At 38.2% G+C, this 16,990-nt stretch carries 15 protein-coding genes; 2 read left to right on the top strand and 13 right to left on the bottom strand.

Features of this window, described 5'->3' with window-relative positions; all coding sequences use genetic code 11:
• Positions 1-98: 98 nt before the first annotated feature.
• Positions 99-1,004 (top strand): MBL fold metallo-hydrolase, encoded by a 906-nt coding sequence (locus PCY70_RS05130; protein ID WP_305768675.1) that lies wholly within the window; start codon positions 99-101, stop codon positions 1,002-1,004.
• 47 nt (positions 1,005-1,051) lie between these two features.
• Here PCY70_RS05130 and PCY70_RS05125 read toward each other — a convergent pair whose 3' ends face one another.
• The gene (locus PCY70_RS05125; RefSeq protein WP_305768674.1) at positions 1,052-3,541 is read right to left on the bottom strand and encodes a glycoside hydrolase family 2 TIM barrel-domain containing protein; all 2,490 of its coding nucleotides are present in this window, start codon (positions 3,539-3,541) and stop codon (positions 1,052-1,054) included.
• 172 nt (positions 3,542-3,713) lie between these two features.
• Between PCY70_RS05125 and PCY70_RS05120 the strand changes: the two genes are divergently transcribed.
• Positions 3,714-4,526 carry a hypothetical protein gene (locus PCY70_RS05120; RefSeq protein WP_305768673.1) on the top strand — a complete coding sequence of 271 codons (813 nt, stop codon included), beginning with the start codon at positions 3,714-3,716 and terminating at the stop codon, positions 4,524-4,526.
• Positions 4,527-4,528: 2 nt separating this feature from the next.
• Here the strand turns inward: PCY70_RS05120 and yabQ are convergent, their stop codons facing one another.
• The 12 genes from yabQ to PCY70_RS05060 form a co-directional block, all read right to left on the bottom strand.
• On the bottom strand, positions 4,529-5,059 hold the full coding sequence (gene yabQ, locus PCY70_RS05115; RefSeq protein ID WP_010168910.1) for a spore cortex biosynthesis protein YabQ: 531 nt from the start codon (positions 5,057-5,059) through the stop codon (positions 4,529-4,531).
• Between the two features lie 19 nt (positions 5,060-5,078).
• Positions 5,079-5,363 (bottom strand): YabP/YqfC family sporulation protein, encoded by a 285-nt coding sequence (locus PCY70_RS05110; RefSeq protein WP_305768672.1) that lies wholly within the window; start codon positions 5,361-5,363, stop codon positions 5,079-5,081.
• A gap of 51 nt (positions 5,364-5,414) precedes the next feature.
• Entirely contained in the window at positions 5,415-5,657 is a 243-nt protein-coding gene (locus PCY70_RS05105) for an RNA-binding S4 domain-containing protein (RefSeq protein WP_305768671.1), read from the bottom strand.
• A gap of 46 nt (positions 5,658-5,703) precedes the next feature.
• A complete protein-coding gene (locus PCY70_RS05100) occupies positions 5,704-5,985 on the bottom strand; it encodes an HU family DNA-binding protein (RefSeq protein WP_010168916.1) in 282 nt (93 codons plus the stop codon).
• A gap of 141 nt (positions 5,986-6,126) precedes the next feature.
• Positions 6,127-6,675, bottom strand: coding sequence for a stage V sporulation protein T (spoVT, locus tag PCY70_RS05095; RefSeq protein ID WP_305768670.1), 549 nt, complete (start codon positions 6,673-6,675; stop codon positions 6,127-6,129).
• A 323-nt stretch (positions 6,676-6,998) separates the two neighbouring features.
• Entirely contained in the window at positions 6,999-8,777 is a 1,779-nt protein-coding gene (locus tag PCY70_RS05090) for an ABC transporter substrate-binding protein (RefSeq protein WP_305768669.1), read from the bottom strand.
• A 44-nt stretch (positions 8,778-8,821) separates the two neighbouring features.
• Positions 8,822-9,799 (bottom strand): ABC transporter ATP-binding protein, encoded by a 978-nt coding sequence (locus PCY70_RS05085; protein ID WP_305768668.1) that lies wholly within the window; start codon positions 9,797-9,799, stop codon positions 8,822-8,824.
• Positions 9,796-10,776, bottom strand: a complete 981-nt coding sequence (locus tag PCY70_RS05080; RefSeq protein ID WP_305768667.1) for an ABC transporter ATP-binding protein — start codon at positions 10,774-10,776, stop codon at positions 9,796-9,798. The genes PCY70_RS05085 and PCY70_RS05080 overlap by 4 nt, the downstream gene beginning before the upstream one ends.
• Before the next feature lie 9 nt (positions 10,777-10,785).
• The gene (locus PCY70_RS05075; RefSeq protein ID WP_305768666.1) at positions 10,786-12,306 is read right to left on the bottom strand and encodes an ABC transporter permease; all 1,521 of its coding nucleotides are present in this window, start codon (positions 12,304-12,306) and stop codon (positions 10,786-10,788) included.
• A 9-nt stretch (positions 12,307-12,315) separates the two neighbouring features.
• Entirely contained in the window at positions 12,316-13,722 is a 1,407-nt protein-coding gene (locus PCY70_RS05070) for an ABC transporter permease (protein WP_305768665.1), read from the bottom strand.
• 171 nt (positions 13,723-13,893) lie between these two features.
• Positions 13,894-15,831 (bottom strand): peptidylprolyl isomerase, encoded by a 1,938-nt coding sequence (locus PCY70_RS05065; RefSeq protein WP_305768664.1) that lies wholly within the window; start codon positions 15,829-15,831, stop codon positions 13,894-13,896.
• An 803-nt stretch (positions 15,832-16,634) separates the two neighbouring features.
• Complete coding sequence (locus tag PCY70_RS05060) at positions 16,635-16,967, bottom strand: hypothetical protein (RefSeq protein ID WP_305768663.1); 333 nt, start codon at positions 16,965-16,967, stop codon at positions 16,635-16,637.
• Positions 16,968-16,990 lie beyond the last annotated feature (23 nt).

Here is a 16,990-nt window from a genome sequence, read left to right as displayed (position 1 = left end):
CTAGGGCCATTTTGTTATATACTACTATTATATTTTTTTGATACATATTAATAGTAGTAGCAATAAAAAAATATTAATCGACAGGAATGATAAAATATATGAGTATTTACACAAAAATATATGACATATTGCCGAAATTATTATCTAAACGATCCAAAATTTCTCCGAAAAGCACAACTTTTATCTATGATGATGAGATATGGTTTGATGATTATTTTACTTTAAAGCATATTGATAAAACTACTATTGCAATAGGCGAGCCTCGGTATTGGCAAAGAAATTATAGCTACTTAATTATAGGCGATACGCAAGCATTGCTATTTGATTCTGGAATTGGTATACAAGATATTTCTGCTGTCGTACAAGCACTAACAGATCTGCCTATAATTCATATGATTAGTCATTATCACTATGATCATATCGGAAACATCGATAAATTTAAAACCATATACTTATCTCAAAATCAACTTTTATTACAGCAAAATGTGCTCGATAACACTATATATCCCTCCCTTAAATCTACGCTCCGAATATTAGAAGGGCAACCATCAAAACAAATAAAGTTTTCTAAGGTTTTGGAGAATCAACAATTTATCAATTTAGGCAACAGACAATTGCAATCATTATATTCACCTGGTCACCATTCTGAATCTATTTCTCTATACGACCCTCAAAGACGACAATTATTTGTTGGCGATTTTTTAATGAAGGGCACTTTATATATCAAATTTCTTCCTCTTAGCGATTACTCCGAATTTAAGTGGGCCACTTTTAACTTATTAAACAATACTCAATCTGGCACTACAATTTATACAGCTCATCCATTTGAACTTGCGCACGAATTAAATAATCCATATTATACAGGTGGCATTACTTTTGCAGATCACTTGGAATTATCATACAAAGATTTGATTGATATAAATATGTTTATTAATCAACATCCTTCCAGTAACTCAATGTCAAAAAAAATGGTCATAAATGATCATCTTAACATTGTATTTTAGGCACCAAAAATAGTCTCCCAAATAAATGAGAGACATCATCAAAACTATTAAAATGCATTATCAGCAGCATCTTTTTCGGGTTCTGCTGCTTTTGGTTTAGTCTTGCTTCTTGCAGATTCTACCAACACATCTGTTGCAGGGATTGTTACATCCACTTCTATCTCGGCAGATTCTAAGCCAAAAGATTTAGCAACAAGCTTCATTTTGCCAGTATGACGTTTAGTTTTCATAATTACTAATGCCAATCCGTTAAATAGATTTCTAGATGGATTCATTTCATGAGCCAAGTCGAGCGGATCCCCATTTCCACAACCCAAAAATTCGCCGTCACCAGTCACTTCAAACGAGATCAACGTATCTGCATTAGGGCAGTGAATTCCATTTTCATCCAAAACATCCACTTTTACAAACACATTATCTTCTCCATCTGCGACATAATCTCGCGGCTGAACAATTTCTAGATTAATCTTTGCCGGTTTTCCTGCAGTCTTGTAGCCAGTTCTAATCACTTCGACTCCATTATTATAACCGATTGCAGTAATTTCGCCTTTTTCATATTTTACAAAGTTTTTCACGATATCCCATTTAGGGTTTTCTACTCTGCCATACGAATTTCCATTCACAATTAGTTCCACTTCTTCGGTATTAGCGACCATATCCACTTCTAACTCACCTACATTGTCATCAAATGTCCAATGTGGATACAAGTGAATCGCCGGCTCTTGAGACCATTTTACACGGCAGTGATGCCCTAAATCTTTGGTAAAGCCGCAGAGGTCAATTAACCCAAAACGAGTGATTGTACTTGGCCAATCTAGCGGAACAACTTCTCCTCTATAGTCAAACCCAGTCCACAAGAAATATCCTGAAACATAATTTGGCTCTGCAGTTCTAAATGTTTCTAACGGTGTTGCTCCCCAAGTTGTATATGCCTCACCATACGCACTGATGTTATACAATCTCTCCGGGTTGCTCCAGATCATAATTTTCATAGAAGACTTGGTATACGCATCTGCAGTGTCTTCGCCTTTTCTTGGTAAATATTGTCCCCTCGTCGACAATGCCGAACCGTTTTCTGTTCCTATAATCATCTTATCTGGATATTTTTTGTGGAATCTCTCATACATATCAAATGTTCTTAGGCAATAATAATTAAATCCATATACATCCATATGAAGGCCATTTTGCTCATGGAATATAGTAATATCATGCCAATGTCCGTTATTAGCATACGTGCAGGCTCTAGTTGGGTCCAGCTTATGCGCTACACGTAGCATATGGTTTCCAATTTTTACGCCCACTTTACGCCCGTGTATTGCCATTTCTTCGTTTCCAATAGACCAAATAAATACACTCGGATGGTTTCTATCACGCTTTATTAGATCTGTCATCTGTCCTAAAAATTCCTTTGAGCTGCTCATAAGACGCACTTCGTCCATCACCAAAATACCAAAGTCATCGCAAGCTTCTAGCAAATATGGAGACGGCGGGTTGTGAGAACTTCTATAGGCATTAGCGCCCCATTGCTTTAATAAGAAAATCTTATGCCTAATGACAGATCGGCTCATCGCTCCCCCAACACCTGCAAAGTCATCGTGAACACATACCCCTTGAAGCTTTGTTGGCTTTCCATTTAGCACAAACCCATTTTCTACCGTATACGCAATAGTTCTAAATCCAAATTTTTGCGTGTATTCATCCACTTTTTGATCATTTAGATACACACTTATTACAGCTTTATATTGTTTAGGGCTATCTAGCTCCCACAAGCAAATATTACTAATTTCTCCTTTGATAGTAGCGCAAGTCTCTTCATATTCTGTCAATTTTATAGTAGTATCAAACTCGCCAACCTTTTCTCCACATGGCGACAAAATTTCAGCAACAAGTCTCGCATCTCCGTTATTCGCCGCTTCGTTTTCAAGCTCCACATCTATCTCAATTCCGCCAGCGTTTCCTCTAACTTCCGACTTTACAAATACTCCGCTATACTTTACTTTTAGACGATCTGCTATTACCAAACGCACATCACGATATATTCCAGCTCCTTCATACCACCAGCCTTCATATTTGGTCGCGTCAACTCGCACTGCAATAGCGTTATTTTCGCCATATAATATAAAGTCCGAAATATCATAGCTAAAACTTGTGTATCCACTTAAATGATTGCCAACATAACTTCCGTTAACATACACTTCGCTATCTCTAAAGATACCATCAAACTCGACTGTAATGCTTTTTCCCTCTGTTTCTGCTGGCACAAAAAATTCTTTTCTATACCAAGCAATACCGGTGGTTAAATATCCCTGTGATGATACAGCATTTTCAGAAAATTCTGATTTGTAGTGTCTAAAATCATGCGGTACCTTAATATCATCCCATTTATGCAAATTATATCCCACTTTTGATATACCGCAGTTAGCCGATTTCATAAAGCTCGGATTTTCAAAGATTTCATGTACCGAATTAAAATTTGTACATACAATATCTCCGTCATGAAATTTCCAGTCAAAATCCATATTCAAAATTTGTCTCATTAGCCAAACCTCTCTCCACATAACATAATTTTTAAACTCTAGAACAAATTTATGTCCACAAAGAATTATATTAATAGTATCTTGCAAATATTCAAAAATATACATAATTTGGTTTTAAAAATAGCTTTTTCGGTCAAAATAATTTTATCAAATCACATAAGGAGATCACGTCTTGAAAAAAATTATTTTACTTATAGCCATCATTACTACTATCTGTCTGGGTTCTACCTATCTTGTAAAGCAAAACGGCTTCTATTATCCTTCGCACTCCAAAATCGATCTAATACCTATACTTACCAAGCCCATTTTGACCAGCGCCGATTATCAAATTATACTCGAGCAAACTGGTATATATCAGCCTATTGTGGATCAACTGCAGCAAACTCCTTCTTTTGTTGCTCGTATGCTAGAGTTTCAAAAAGAGTATTACGACCCAATCAACATCGTTAAAACAAATATGAGCATTATTACAAGATGGGATCAATTTTTGATTGCTGGCAAAAGGCAAAAAGTTTTTGAGCTTGCACCATATCAAAACGGAGATATCTTTTTAACCAAATCCACATATACCTTTAATTGGAGACATGGACATGCGGGAATCGTTGTCGACGCCGCTAATGGCTACGTTTTGGAATCTTTTAGCCCTGGTAGCGTTAGCCGACTACAAAAGGCTGAAAACTGGGAATATTATACAACTTTTAAGATGCTACGCCCCGTAGGCAAAACCAACGCCTTTTTAGATGATGTGGCCGCCAATGCTATCGCCACTCTTTCTGGTATACCTTACAATATACTAGCATTTAAGCATTCAAAAAAGCCTCCCAATATTACGCATTGTGCGCATATAATTTGGCAGGCTTATATACCATTTAAAATGAATATAGATAGTAATCGAGGCTTATTTGTCTCTCCTCAGGATATTGCGAAAAGCGATTTGCTTGAACCTTTGCAAGTATTTGGATTTGACCCCAATACCACTTGGTAATTTTATTTTTTGACTCTGTTTCTAATAATATTGATATCTGTTTTAATATCAGCTTGTCCCATAACAACTTTGCGATTAATTCGTCTTGCTTCTTCTTTTCCTTTTTCAACATAAACAATGCGCTTTTTATTTGCGTATTTTACAGGAATTTTAAGCCGACGGATTATCCAATTTACCGGAATTAAAATCAGGTTATATATGCGTATTATACACGCATGAATAAAGTTTATTATCTCCGTTGCTATTTTCATAAAAATAATACTTAAAGTTAAAAAATACATCGCCGCACCAAGACCGATTCCTATAATCGAAAATGGTCTAATATCTGCGTAATTATGCATATATAAAACACCAAAAGCTATAAAACTACAGGTTACCCAATACAATATGTCTTCAATATGTACTAATATGTCAATATGCTTTATAATTTTTCTGGCGATACGAAGTAAATCGTAGATCGCCCCCATAACTATACCAATCTTAATACACTCCCAAAACAGTGCCGCTTGATCTGATACCAGTTGATTTATCATAGTTCACCCACTTATCTAATTATCTAATTATTCGAAACAACCCTGACTTTTTTTTTGCAGGCGCTCCGTTATCGTATATAATGCTTGTTATATTGCCTTCCACAATCAATTCTCCGCTCTCCAGATTTATTTTGATTATGTGAAGTTTGGTTCCTTTTATATCCATAAAGCCGTCTGAAATCGTCTCAAGTTTAATCAGTTGCTCATCAAAAGAAAAAACATCCTTAATGGCTGTAAGAACTAATTTTTTTCTATCAATCAAGCTAACTTCATGTTTTTTACGCACTTTCTCGTCCAATTTCACCACTCCCTATAAATATCAATATATACTATTTATATTTATAGTGCATATAAATTATTCCACAATCCTATACATTAAAGTAGTTTCTTCTTTCTTTACATGCTCTTTAATTTCTAAAACTTCATATTTTGTAGCATTATTTGTAAAATTAAGCTCCAACATATCGCCAATTTTTACCACAGATCCTGGTTTTGCAACTTTTCCGTTGATCAAAACGCGACCTTTTTCACATGCTTCTTGTGCAATAGTTCGTCGTTTAATTATTCTACTAACTTTTAAAAATTTATCGATTCTCATATTATTCTCCTTTAAAAAAAAAGAACCCCTATAATAGGGCCCTGATTTATTTCGAAAGATTTACCATATCTTTAAGGGCTTTCCCTGCCTTAAACTTAGGGACATTACTTTCCGGAATGTGTATCTCTTCATTTGTTTTAGGATTTCTTCCTACTCGCGCTTTTCTGTTAGTAACTTCAAATGTTCCAAAGCCTACTAACTGAATTTTTCCACCACTCTTAAGCTCATCCATTACACTTTCTTCAAATGCTTTTAAAGCTTTTTCGGTATCTTTTTTAGTTAGCCCCGATTTTTCGGCCATTGAAGCTACTAATTCTGTTTTATTCATTATATTCCTCCTAAAATATGGCAAAAGCACCATTTCGAGCGTGTCCACCGTATATACAACAACGCTTTACACTATTTATAAAGGTTTAATGAACATTTGTCAAGATATAAATGCAATTTTTTTTAAGTTTTTCGATAAATTTTACTGTTCCATCTGCTTTCCTAAAAATCCTGACGCAGACTGAACCAATTTTTCTTCGACTTCACCCATTTTTATATTTTGATCGGTGCTCAAAAATATAACCGACCCAATAGCATCGCCCTCAGAAATTATCGGTGCGATTATTTCTGATGCATATGACGCATCTCCTTCAGATAAAATCGGAATAAATTGTTTCTCATCTCTTCTAGCTTTTAATATATTTCTACTCTCGATTACTTTTTCGAGATGTTTGCTTATACTCTTTTCTAGGAAGTCTTTTCTGGCACCTCCTGATATTGCTATTATTTGATCTTTATCCGAAATGCATGCAATATGTCCGGTGGTTTGAGCCAATGTTTCTGCGTATTCCTTCGCAAATGTACTTAACTCCCCAACTGGAGAATATTTTTTCAGAATTACCTGACCTGCATTGTCTGTAAAGATTTCGAGCGGATCACCTTCTCGAATTCTCAGAGTTCTTCTAATTTCTTTTGGTATTACTACCCTTCCTAAATCATCTATTCTTCTAACGATGCCTGTTGCTTTCAACGTAAACAACCTCCTTCTATGATGTCGCAAATAAGATGTTAAAACTAAAATTATATATAGAACTTTGGAGTTATTATGCGACTTTTAAATTCGATTTATGCATTATTTAGAAATTTTTACAAAAAAGTCCAAAAAAAACAAGCCCCCCCTCCTTGTTTTTTCTGGACTATATAAATATATATCTCCTTACAAATGCTGTTTTTCTCTTGATAATGCTAAATTTTATTGCAGCGCTAATTTTTATTTTATTCCTAAAATAATGTTTATAATTCTGTCAAGGCTAGTCAATAAATTTATTTTTCTTCATTTTTTATTGTTTTTTTTTATTTCGCTTGATACGCCGCCATATGCTTCGCACTCTTTTCGAGATCCACTTTATGAATATTGCCCGTGTCTACCAATGTTGAGATGGTTGAAAATGCCGGGTTAACTAGATTTTTCTTTACCGCTATGAACGCTTGCTGGTCGATCGCATACAAAACTGCTTTTCTCAAATCTGCATCTGCAAACTTATTCCCATCTGCAAGGTTGAATGTTGCATATGTTACCGCATTAGATGAGCGCTTCATTACTTCAAACTTATCACTCGCATCCAAAACTTCTACTTGCGTTACGCTAACTGCTGGTAAAAAATCGATTTCTTCGCTTCTAAATGCCGATGTTGCACTTGTATCGTCTTTAATAAATTTTATTACAATATCTTCAATTCGTGGCTCATGGAATGTATCTGGCATATATCCAGGATTTTTCTCAAATGCAACTTCATAGTCGTTTACATACGTTAATGCGTATGGTCCAGACATCCACAGGTGATTGTCTCCCGATTTGATTGCATTGAAATCTCCGTACCCAACATCTTTTGTTGCATCATAATTTGATACATCAAATTTGGAGTTTAATGAGCTAACTTGCTCCGCATTTAAAATCCCTGCCGACTGATGCGCAAGATAATTTAACACCTGCGGAAACGGATTGGTTGTTTCTATTTTGACTACCTGATAGACTCCGGCTGCGTTGTCAACTTTGGTTTTATCGTCAGTTAGTTTTGCGATCTCTGTATCTACCCCTGCAGTTAATGTTTCTAAAATCGGTTTGCCCGTCGATGAATCTATCGTGGTGCTCAACTCATTCAAATCGGTTACGATCGAAATTTCTTTCATATGTGAATGTAACACATACGTCTTATGAACTGGTACGCTGTCTTTGTCTTTTGCTCTATTCATTGTGAAGACCACATCTTCTGCACCTACTCGCTCGCCCGTATCGACCGCTTCTTTATCTTCCACTTTGGCAAAATTTACATCGTCTCTTAACAAAAAGTAGTACTCGGTATTTCCCTCTGCTATTGCAAAATTATGCGATAGCGAACCTTTTGCCTCTACCACATCTTCATCGGTTAGATTTACTATACGTATATTTATGTTAGATGAAAGCTGGTTTATTGACCCATCATTTGCCTGAATCGGGTCCAACGATGTCAGTGAGCTAGATGTTTGTGTCATAACGAATGGGCGCGTTTCGTTTAGCGATTCGTCGATATATGTCCACTCTTCCCACACTGCCGAGCGCGACTTTGGCTGGCGCATTGTTGGCTCCATCAACTCTGTGTTTACTCCTTGCATTCGCAGCGAGGAATATAGTGGCACCATATATGCGTTTTCATTTACCAAAACATTTTCTAGCTCCGCATAGGTCAGTACATATTTATCTGGCGTTTCGGTAGATGCTTGCTCAATTAATGCGTCCACTACTGGGTCGCTTAGCCCTTGGTTATTATATGCCCCCCATGTTGCAAAAACATCGCGCACCGCATAGTCGGGGTTGCCCGTTACTGTTGTCCATCCAGTTAGGTTTAGGTCCCAATCTCCTGTATCTACCGCCGCGGAATAGCTAGAATAGTCTGGCTGCATATTTATTTCAACATCAAAGTTTGCCTTCTTAAGTTGATCTGCAAGAATATTTAAGTCTATCTCGTTTGATGACATTCCCACGATTCTTATAGTTTCTTTTGCCGCATCATTGCTTTCACTTTCTGAACTACACGCGCTTAACCCCATTGCCATCGTTGCCAATATTAATGATGCCCATAACTTTTTCTTCATTCTAAATCCTCCTAATTTTTTAATCTTTATCTATTTTCAATATCTTAGGTATAGAAAATTGCTCCTTCTTTAATTTCATTTGCTCTATGGCATGCTACAAAGTGCTCATCTTCTAACTCCGCCAATGCCGGCGTATTGGTCGTACAAACCTCTTGTACAAATGGACATCTCGCAGCAAATCTGCATCCCACTTTCGGGTTAATTGGCGATGTGATTTCACCTTTTAGCACAATTTTCCTTTTTTTCTCTAGCACATTGATCGATGGTATTGCAGACAAAAGCGCAATCGTATATGGATGATATGGCGCATTAAAGATCGCTTTGGTTGGTGCCTTCTCTATTAGTTGCCCCAGGTACATCACCCCAATGTTCGTCGAGATGTGTTTTACCACCGATAGGTCATGCGAAATAAACATATACGTCAACCCCATCTTTTTTTGTAGATCCATTAGCAAATTTAATATCTGCGCTTGTATCGATACGTCGAGCGCCGAAACTGGCTCGTCACATACAATAAATTGCGGATTGATCGCCAATGCTCTTGCAATAACCACTCGCTGCCTACGACCCCCGTCAAATTCATGCGGATACTGATTATATGATCGACGCGGAAGCCCCACCAAATCCATTAGCTCTTCCACTCGCCCTCGGAGATCTTTGTCCGTCTTATATATCTTATGCAACCGCAATGGTTCGCCAATTATCTTGCCAATTGTCATTCTCGGATTTAGCGATGCATATGGATCCTGAAAAATGATTTGCATGTTCTGCCGCATGAAGCGCATTTCATCTGCTGTAAAATTATTGATGTCCATCCCATCATACAAAATTTCTCCGCTCGTTGCTTCGTGCAATCTGAGAATTACGCGCCCTAGTGTTGACTTTCCACACCCAGATTCTCCAACAATTCCCAGCGTTTCACCTTTGTTGATGCTTAAATTTATGTCATCTACTGCGTGTAAAAAACCTGCTGGCACCGGAAAGTACTTTTTCAAACGCCTCGTTTCTATTAGAATGCTCATTCATTTTCCTCCTCCGCATAGTTAAAATTATCGAAGTGACACATAAATTTATGCTTGGTTCCTCTCACTGCTGGTTGCTCTACTTTGCAGATATCTTGGCAGTATCTACATCGTGGATGAAAATAGCATCCCGTTGGCAGGTCTGCCGCATTTGAAATTTGCCCTTCGATAGGTATCAGCTCCGCTACATCGTCATCAAGCTTGGGAATCGAATCAAACAGCCCCTTTGTATATGGATGCTTCGGGTACAGATACACATCTTTCACATAGCCCGCTTCCACAATTTGCCCCGCATACATAATGGCAACTGTATTACACGTCTCCGCTACAACTCCCAAATCATGCGTAATCAAAATCATTGCCATATTAAATTTGCCTCGCAACTCGTTTATGATCTCTAGAACCTGCGCCTGAATTGTCACGTCTAGTGCCGTTGTTGGTTCATCTGCTATTAGCAACTTTGGAGTACACAGCAAGCTCATCGCAATTACCACTCTCTGCTTTTGTCCCCCCGAAAATTGATGCGGATAATCATCGTATCTATCAGCCTTAACTCCCACTATTTCCAAAATTTCAATAACCTGCTTTTTAGCATTAGTCTTGCTGATTTTATTATGCGTAGTTAAAATTTCACTCAGCTGATCGCCAATCGTCATAATAGGATTTAACGCGGTCATCGGATCTTGAAAAATCATCGATATTCCACTACCACGCAATGCTTGATTCTCTTTATCTGTATTATAGATCAGGTTTTTGCCCTCAAACAAAATTTCACCGTCTACAATCACTCCCGAATGCTCTGGCAAAAGCTGCAATATTGATAGCGCCGTCGTTGTTTTGCCTGCACCTGTTTCGCCCACAAGCCCCAAACTCTCGCCCTGGCTAAGTGTAAAATCGATTCCATTTACTGCTTTGGCTGTCATATCATCGGTCACATAATGTATATGCAGATTTTTAACTTCTAATATTGTATCCATAGTAGCTCCTTATTTGAATTTAGGATCTAGCGCGTCTCGCAAGCCGTCTCCAAAATAGTTAAATGCTAATACAATTAAAATTATTGCCAACCCCGGAAAAATTGCAATGTATGGATTGGTTTCTAGATACGTTGAGCCCGCCTTTAAAATGTTTCCCCACTCCGGCACATGCGACTCCACACCCAGCCCCAAAAACGATAAGCTCGAAGTCGACAAAACAGCCGAACCTATCCCCATTGTTGCTCGTACAATAACTGGCGCCAATGCATTCGGAATTATGTGTCTAAATATAATGGTACCATCTTTGGCTCCGCAGGCCTTTGCCGCTTCCACAAATTCTTGCCCCGACAGCCCCAAAACTGTTGCACGCACCGTCCTTGCGTATAGAGGAATCCCCCCGATCGAAAGTGCCAGTATCAGGTTCATTGTGCTTACACCAAACACTGCAATAATGGCAATTGCCAACAAAATTCCAGGCACTGCATACAAAACGTCTAACAAACGCATTATGATATTGTCTGTGTGTGAGCCATAATACCCCGATACTGCTCCCAAAAAGCCTCCAATTATAATTGGTACAACCGTTGCCACAACCCCCACTAACAAAGATATGCGTGCTCCAAAGACTATTCTCGTAAATACGCATCTTCCCAGCTCATCTGTTCCAAACGGATACGTCAGGCTTGGCGGCTCCAGCAATGCCACGTAATTATTCAATGTCGCAATCTCATAGTCAAATGTTAGCAACGATGCGATTGATACTGATATCAAAAATACAACTACAAACATTCCGATCGATGCCATATAGTTTTTAAACAACCGTCGCACAACATCTACCCATTCTATCGATACTTCTTCGTTCTTATTATAATATTTGGCAATTGCAATGATGCCCATCAAAAATGCAAACACGTTGCCTATTAGAATTCCTGCAACTCCCACAACTGCCAGAGGTAAAAACTTTTTGTCTGGGCGTCTTTCGAGTGTGTAGATGCCTGCAAAATATACGCTAACCAAGTTGATTGCCGCATATGCCCCATAAATCGCGATGCCCAGCCAAAATGTATCTACTACACTCTCCTTAAATAAGTTGATACACGAAAGCAGTATGATAAATATGGTGGTAAGAAACGAATAGACCGCCAGCTGATACTCTATAGTTTTGCGGTCCTTAATTAACATAAAACCTGCGATAAACATAAAGAAGTTGCCCGTTACTACAAACGGCATCAATGCCAACCCCAATTTTCTCGTCGCTGGGTCTATTTCTCCCGCTATCACTTCTGACACTATTTTCCAATAAATTTTATACTGTATCAAAAACTCTACCAAAAATACCCCCGCCACAACCAATGGCAGCGTCTTAATCTCCATCTGCCTTAAGTCATATGCGCTTAATAGTGAAATAATTATAATCCCCATCGAGATCTGCCACGACAATTTGCTCGTTGTATATTCAAGCGACGCACTCAGCTTTTTTTTATTGATTTTTTTAGTATAAAACTCGGTATTGCTTTTTGTATTTGCCATAGTTCCCTCCTAGTAATTTTTCATTTTGGACTTAATGCGCGGGTCGATAACTGCATACAAAATATCTACACCCAAGTTTACAAGGCTGATGACAATTGAAATATAGACCACTCCTGCAAGCACCACCGGAATGTCTGGCACAAATTGTTTGTCTACTATCCACGAACCCAGCCCGTTGATGTTAAAAACTTTTTCTGTTACAGCAGATCCGCCAAGCATTCCTCCAAATTGCATCCCTATAACTGTTACAATCGGAATCAACGCATTTCCCAAAATATGCTTTAAGACCACCTTGCGCTCTGTTAATCCCTTCGCACGTGCGGTCAAAACATAGTCGGAGTACTTTACCTCTAGCATCGACGAACGCGTCATACGTGCCACCGATGCCGACATCCCCGTTCCCAAAACAATTGCGGGCATAATTATACTCATCCAGTTGCCCACTTGAAATGTCGCTGGCAACCAATGTAAATTAATCGAAAATGTTAGTATTAAAATTAGGCCTAGCCAAAAGTTTGGAATTGCCAACCCGATCAATGCCACAAACATAAAGATATAATCAAATGATGAGTATTGCTTTATCGCAGAAATAATCCCCGATGGGATTGCAATAGAGACCGACACAAACACTGCCCAAAACGCTACAATTAATGTTATTGGAAATTTATTCATAATTGCTACTGCAATATCTTCGTTGCCCTGATACGAATTTCCTAAATCAAATGTGATCAAACTTTTGAAGCTTTCAAACAATTGCACCAAATATGGCTCATCTAATCCATAAACTTTGTTAAATTGTTCTATTTGCGTATCGGTTGCTGTTTGCCCCAAAATATTTAACGCAGGATCCATCGGCGACAAATACAATATCGTAAATACCAAAAACGTTACCCCAAACAATACAAATATCATCATCAATAGGCGCTCCAGTATATACTTAATCAGCGGCTTTTGATATAACCATATTAATATGTACATCGGAAACGAAAATAGAACCGACAAAACTATATACTTCGGGTTAGACAATAACTCTTCAAAACATTTTGCCACCGTAATTTCTGCTACCCCCAAAGCTCCGGCGCGCTCGATTGTGGCATCGTGTACAATCGCTGCAAAATTTTTATCTGCTATTGCTTGTGCGCTACTTTGTAACTCAGCATCGGTCATCGTTTTATTAAAATATTTATTCTTCATCTGTAAATGATTGACGGCCTCTTGGTATAGCAGTGCTTTTTGATCTGCTAACTCCTTTTCTAACGCCTCTTTAATTCTGGTAAACTCGTCTTTTCCTTTTTTTGCCTTATACAATTTTACCAGCGGAATTAGAGTAACAAATCCCAACACAAACAACCAAATCCTATATGTAGAGTTTCTGTAAATTCTCTCAAACGTATCAACCATTTTCTTTTTATTCACAGCATCACTTCCTTTTTAAACTTTACTCTATAGGATTTTATCACACATTTTTCCAAATCACAAGCCTGTCGCTGCAATTCAAATTATTTTTAAGCTTATTCCAAATTTTTTTAAATTCTTTTCTGCGCAAAAAAATAAGCCCCCACTTCTATTAGCAGGGACTTCGCATTCTTATTTTATTTCTGGCATAGCTTCTGCAATTATCTCGATGCCACTAAACGCATCCGCCTTTTCTATTTGTGCCTCTTCTATAAATTTGAGGACTAGTTCATTTGCATAATTTGCTTGTGCGTGAGCTATATAATCTTCTCTAATTTGCTCTTCATCTGCTGGCTTATGCGCAATAGTTTGACCAATGTGGTATCCATACGATGTTTTTACTGGCTCTTCCCAAATTACGCCATCTTCATTATCAAACGCAGCGTTCTCAAATTCAGGCACCATTTCTCCTCGCCCAAATGTATACTCACCATTATTGTTTTTTGATCCCGGATCTTCTGAAAATTCTGCTGCCAATAGACCTATATCTTCTCCTGCTTTAATTCTTTCTAGCAGACTATTTGCCAATTCCAGCTTCTCAGCTTGTAGCGAATCGCTTAGCGGCTGACCCATTTCATCCGTTGTTGTGATCAAAATATGTCTCGCTGTTACTATATCATAGTATGGTTTCGCTAGCTCCACCTCTCTTGCTATTTCCTCTTCGGCTGGCATATATTCCAGTGCCGCGATATTTTGAATTTTATATAGTAACTCCATGCCAACCAATAAGTTCACAACGTCTTCTTCTGTAAATCCTTGCGCTTCTGCTATATCGCCGTTTACATTCATAAAGTTTGCAGCTTCTGATTTTATGACCTCCACATATTCTTCGTCCAAAGCAATACCCATCTCTGCCGCCTCATTATTTGCCACTATCGCAAGAGCCACAGATTTCAGCGCATCCTCCTTAATTATATCTCCCATCGTTTGGCCTTCTATTTCCATATCTTTCATAAAGTCTACACTCAGTCCAAATTGCGCTTCGTAGTCAGATTGTGTACTCCATAAATATGCGCGATAGAAAGATTCATTTATCTTTACTCCCTCGATGGTTGCTAATAAGTCGTTAATACCTATTACAGTACCTTCTTCAACAACTCCATCATTAAAGACTATTTCTATTTCTTCAGATGCCTCTGGCGCTTCTTCAGATGCTTCTGGTATTTCTTCTTCTATAGATGCCTCTGGTATTTCTTCTTCTATAGATGCTTCTGGTATTTCTATAGATGCTTCTGGCGCTTCTTCTGATGCAGCTCCTGTGATAAGCTCCAATTTATCGTATGTTGCAGTAGTAACTACATCTGCTTCCTCTGCTAATGCTAACATCTCCTCATTGGCAAAAATCGCTTTTGCATACTCAATGTATTGGCTTCTTATTAATTCTTCGTCTGCTGGGTTATGTAGAATAGTTTGACCTACGTGATATCCATTGTCGGTTACTATTGGCTTATCCCAAAGCTCGCCATCTGCATGCCCAAACGCTGCCTCTTCAAATTCAGGAATCATTTCACCTCGTCCAAATGTATACTCTCCGTTATTATCTTTAGATCCAATGTCATCAGAAAATACTGCAACAAAGTTTTCGATTTTTCCGCCTGCTTCAAGGATATCTAAAACATATTCTGCAAGCAAAAGTTTATTTGATTTTTCATCATTACTAAGTGGTGCCCCGACTTCGTCTGTTGTTGCAAACATGATGTGCCTTGCTGTTACAGTTTCGTAGTATGGCTTTGCCAATTCCACTTCTGCTGCAATCTCTTCTTCCGATGGCATATAATTTTCTGCGATGACAATTTGAATTTCGTTTGATAACTCGGCTCCTAGTAATAAGTCGATTACATCATATTCATCAAAATTGTGACGAAGCGCAATCTCTCCATTAACCTCCATAAAATTTATTGCTTGAGCTTCTATCTCTTTTAGTTGCTCATTAGTCAATACTATCCCCAACTCTTCAGCTTTTTCTATAGAAGCCACCGCGAGTGCTACTGATGTGAGTGCGTTATCTTTTGCGATATCGCCAATCGTTTTTCCTTCTACTTCCATATCTTTCATAGCATCCATACTCATTCCAAACTGCATCTCAAAGGCAGATTGAGAACTCCATAAATATGCGCGATATAAGTTTTCGTCGATCTCGATGCCATTTATAATTGCAACAACATCGTCGTCTATTGTATTTTCTGTGCAACTACTATCGCATCTTCAGCTATTACAATTGCGTCTGTATTTTCTGATGCAACAACTACTACGTCTTCACTGTTGCATCTGTATTTTCTGGTGCAACAATTACTACGTCTTCAGCTGTTGCGTCTGTATTTTCTGATGCAACAACTACTACGTCTTCAGCTGTTGCGTCGTATTTTCTGATGCAACAACTACTACGTCTTCAGCTGTTGCGTCTGTATTTTCTGATGCAACAACTACTACGTCTTCAGCTGTGGCGTCTGTATTTTCTGTTGCAACAACTACTACGTCTTCAGCTGTTGCGTCTGTATTTTCTGATGCAACAATTACTACGTCTTCAGCTGTGGCATCTGTATTTTCTGATGCAACAATTACTACGTCTTCAGCTGTTGCGTCTGTATTTTCTGATGCAACAACTACTACGTCTTCAACTGTGGCATCTGTATTTTCTGGTGCAACAATTACTACGTCTTCAGCTGTTGCGTCTGTATTTTCTGATGCAACAACTACTACGTCTTCAGCTGTGGCGTCTGTATTTTCTGGTGCAACAATTACTACGTCTTCAGCTGTGGCGTCTGTATTTTCTAATGCAACAATTACTACGTCTTCAGCTGTTGCGTCTGTATTTTCTGGTGCAACAACTACTGCGTCTTCAGCTGTTGCGTCTGTATTTTCTGGTGCAACAACTACTGCGTCTTCAGCTGTGCGTCTGTATTTTCTGGTGCAACAACTACTGCGTCTTCAGCTGTGGCGTCTGTATTTTCTATTACTACCGCGATGTCTTCTAGTATCACTATCGCTTCTTCGTCTAGTGCACTTGCTTTTTTGGGTGCAGCTATTACTACTACATCATCTGTCGCGTCTTCTACTTCTATCTCCACTTCTATTTCCACCGCATCAGAATCTGTTTCTTCATTTATAACGTTCACTGCTTTTGTTGTATCTCCATAAATTGAAACAGCTCCAAGTGTTAATGATCCTGCCAATGTTAACGCAAATATTTTTTTTGATAGTTTCATAATTGATCTCCCTTTTTATATGA

It is taken from the genome of Candidatus Epulonipiscium viviparus (genome assembly GCF_030708075.1).
GTDB lineage: Bacteria > Bacillota > Clostridia > Lachnospirales > Cellulosilyticaceae > Epulonipiscioides > Epulonipiscioides viviparus.
Note: the sequence above shows the minus strand (reverse complement) of the source record. Positions and strands in the feature narration are given on the sequence as shown.

What these genes read in the sequence shown, in the direction of transcription:
- PCY70_RS05130 (WP_305768675.1), top strand. Translation starts at nt 99, where the DNA reads ATGAGTATTTACACAAAAATATATGACATATTGCCGAAATTATTATCT.
- PCY70_RS05125 (WP_305768674.1), bottom strand. Translation starts at nt 3,541, where the DNA reads ATGAGACAAATTTTGAATATGGATTTTGACTGGAAATTTCATGACGGA.
- yabQ (WP_010168910.1), bottom strand. Translation starts at nt 5,059, where the DNA reads ATGATAAATCAACTGGTATCAGATCAAGCGGCACTGTTTTGGGAGTGT.
- PCY70_RS05105 (WP_305768671.1), bottom strand. Translation starts at nt 5,657, where the DNA reads ATGAGAATCGATAAATTTTTAAAAGTTAGTAGAATAATTAAACGACGA.
- PCY70_RS05100 (WP_010168916.1), bottom strand. Translation starts at nt 5,985, where the DNA reads ATGAATAAAACAGAATTAGTAGCTTCAATGGCCGAAAAATCGGGGCTA.
- PCY70_RS05090 (WP_305768669.1), bottom strand. Translation starts at nt 8,777, where the DNA reads ATGAAGAAAAAGTTATGGGCATCATTAATATTGGCAACGATGGCAATG.
- PCY70_RS05085 (WP_305768668.1), bottom strand. Translation starts at nt 9,799, where the DNA reads ATGAGCATTCTAATAGAAACGAGGCGTTTGAAAAAGTACTTTCCGGTG.
- PCY70_RS05080 (WP_305768667.1), bottom strand. Translation starts at nt 10,776, where the DNA reads ATGGATACAATATTAGAAGTTAAAAATCTGCATATACATTATGTGACC.
- PCY70_RS05075 (WP_305768666.1), bottom strand. Translation starts at nt 12,306, where the DNA reads ATGGCAAATACAAAAAGCAATACCGAGTTTTATACTAAAAAAATCAAT.
- PCY70_RS05065 (WP_305768664.1), bottom strand. Translation starts at nt 15,831, where the DNA reads ATGAGTATGGATGCTATGAAAGATATGGAAGTAGAAGGAAAAACGATT.
- PCY70_RS05060 (WP_305768663.1), bottom strand. Translation starts at nt 16,967, where the DNA reads ATGAAACTATCAAAAAAAATATTTGCGTTAACATTGGCAGGATCATTA.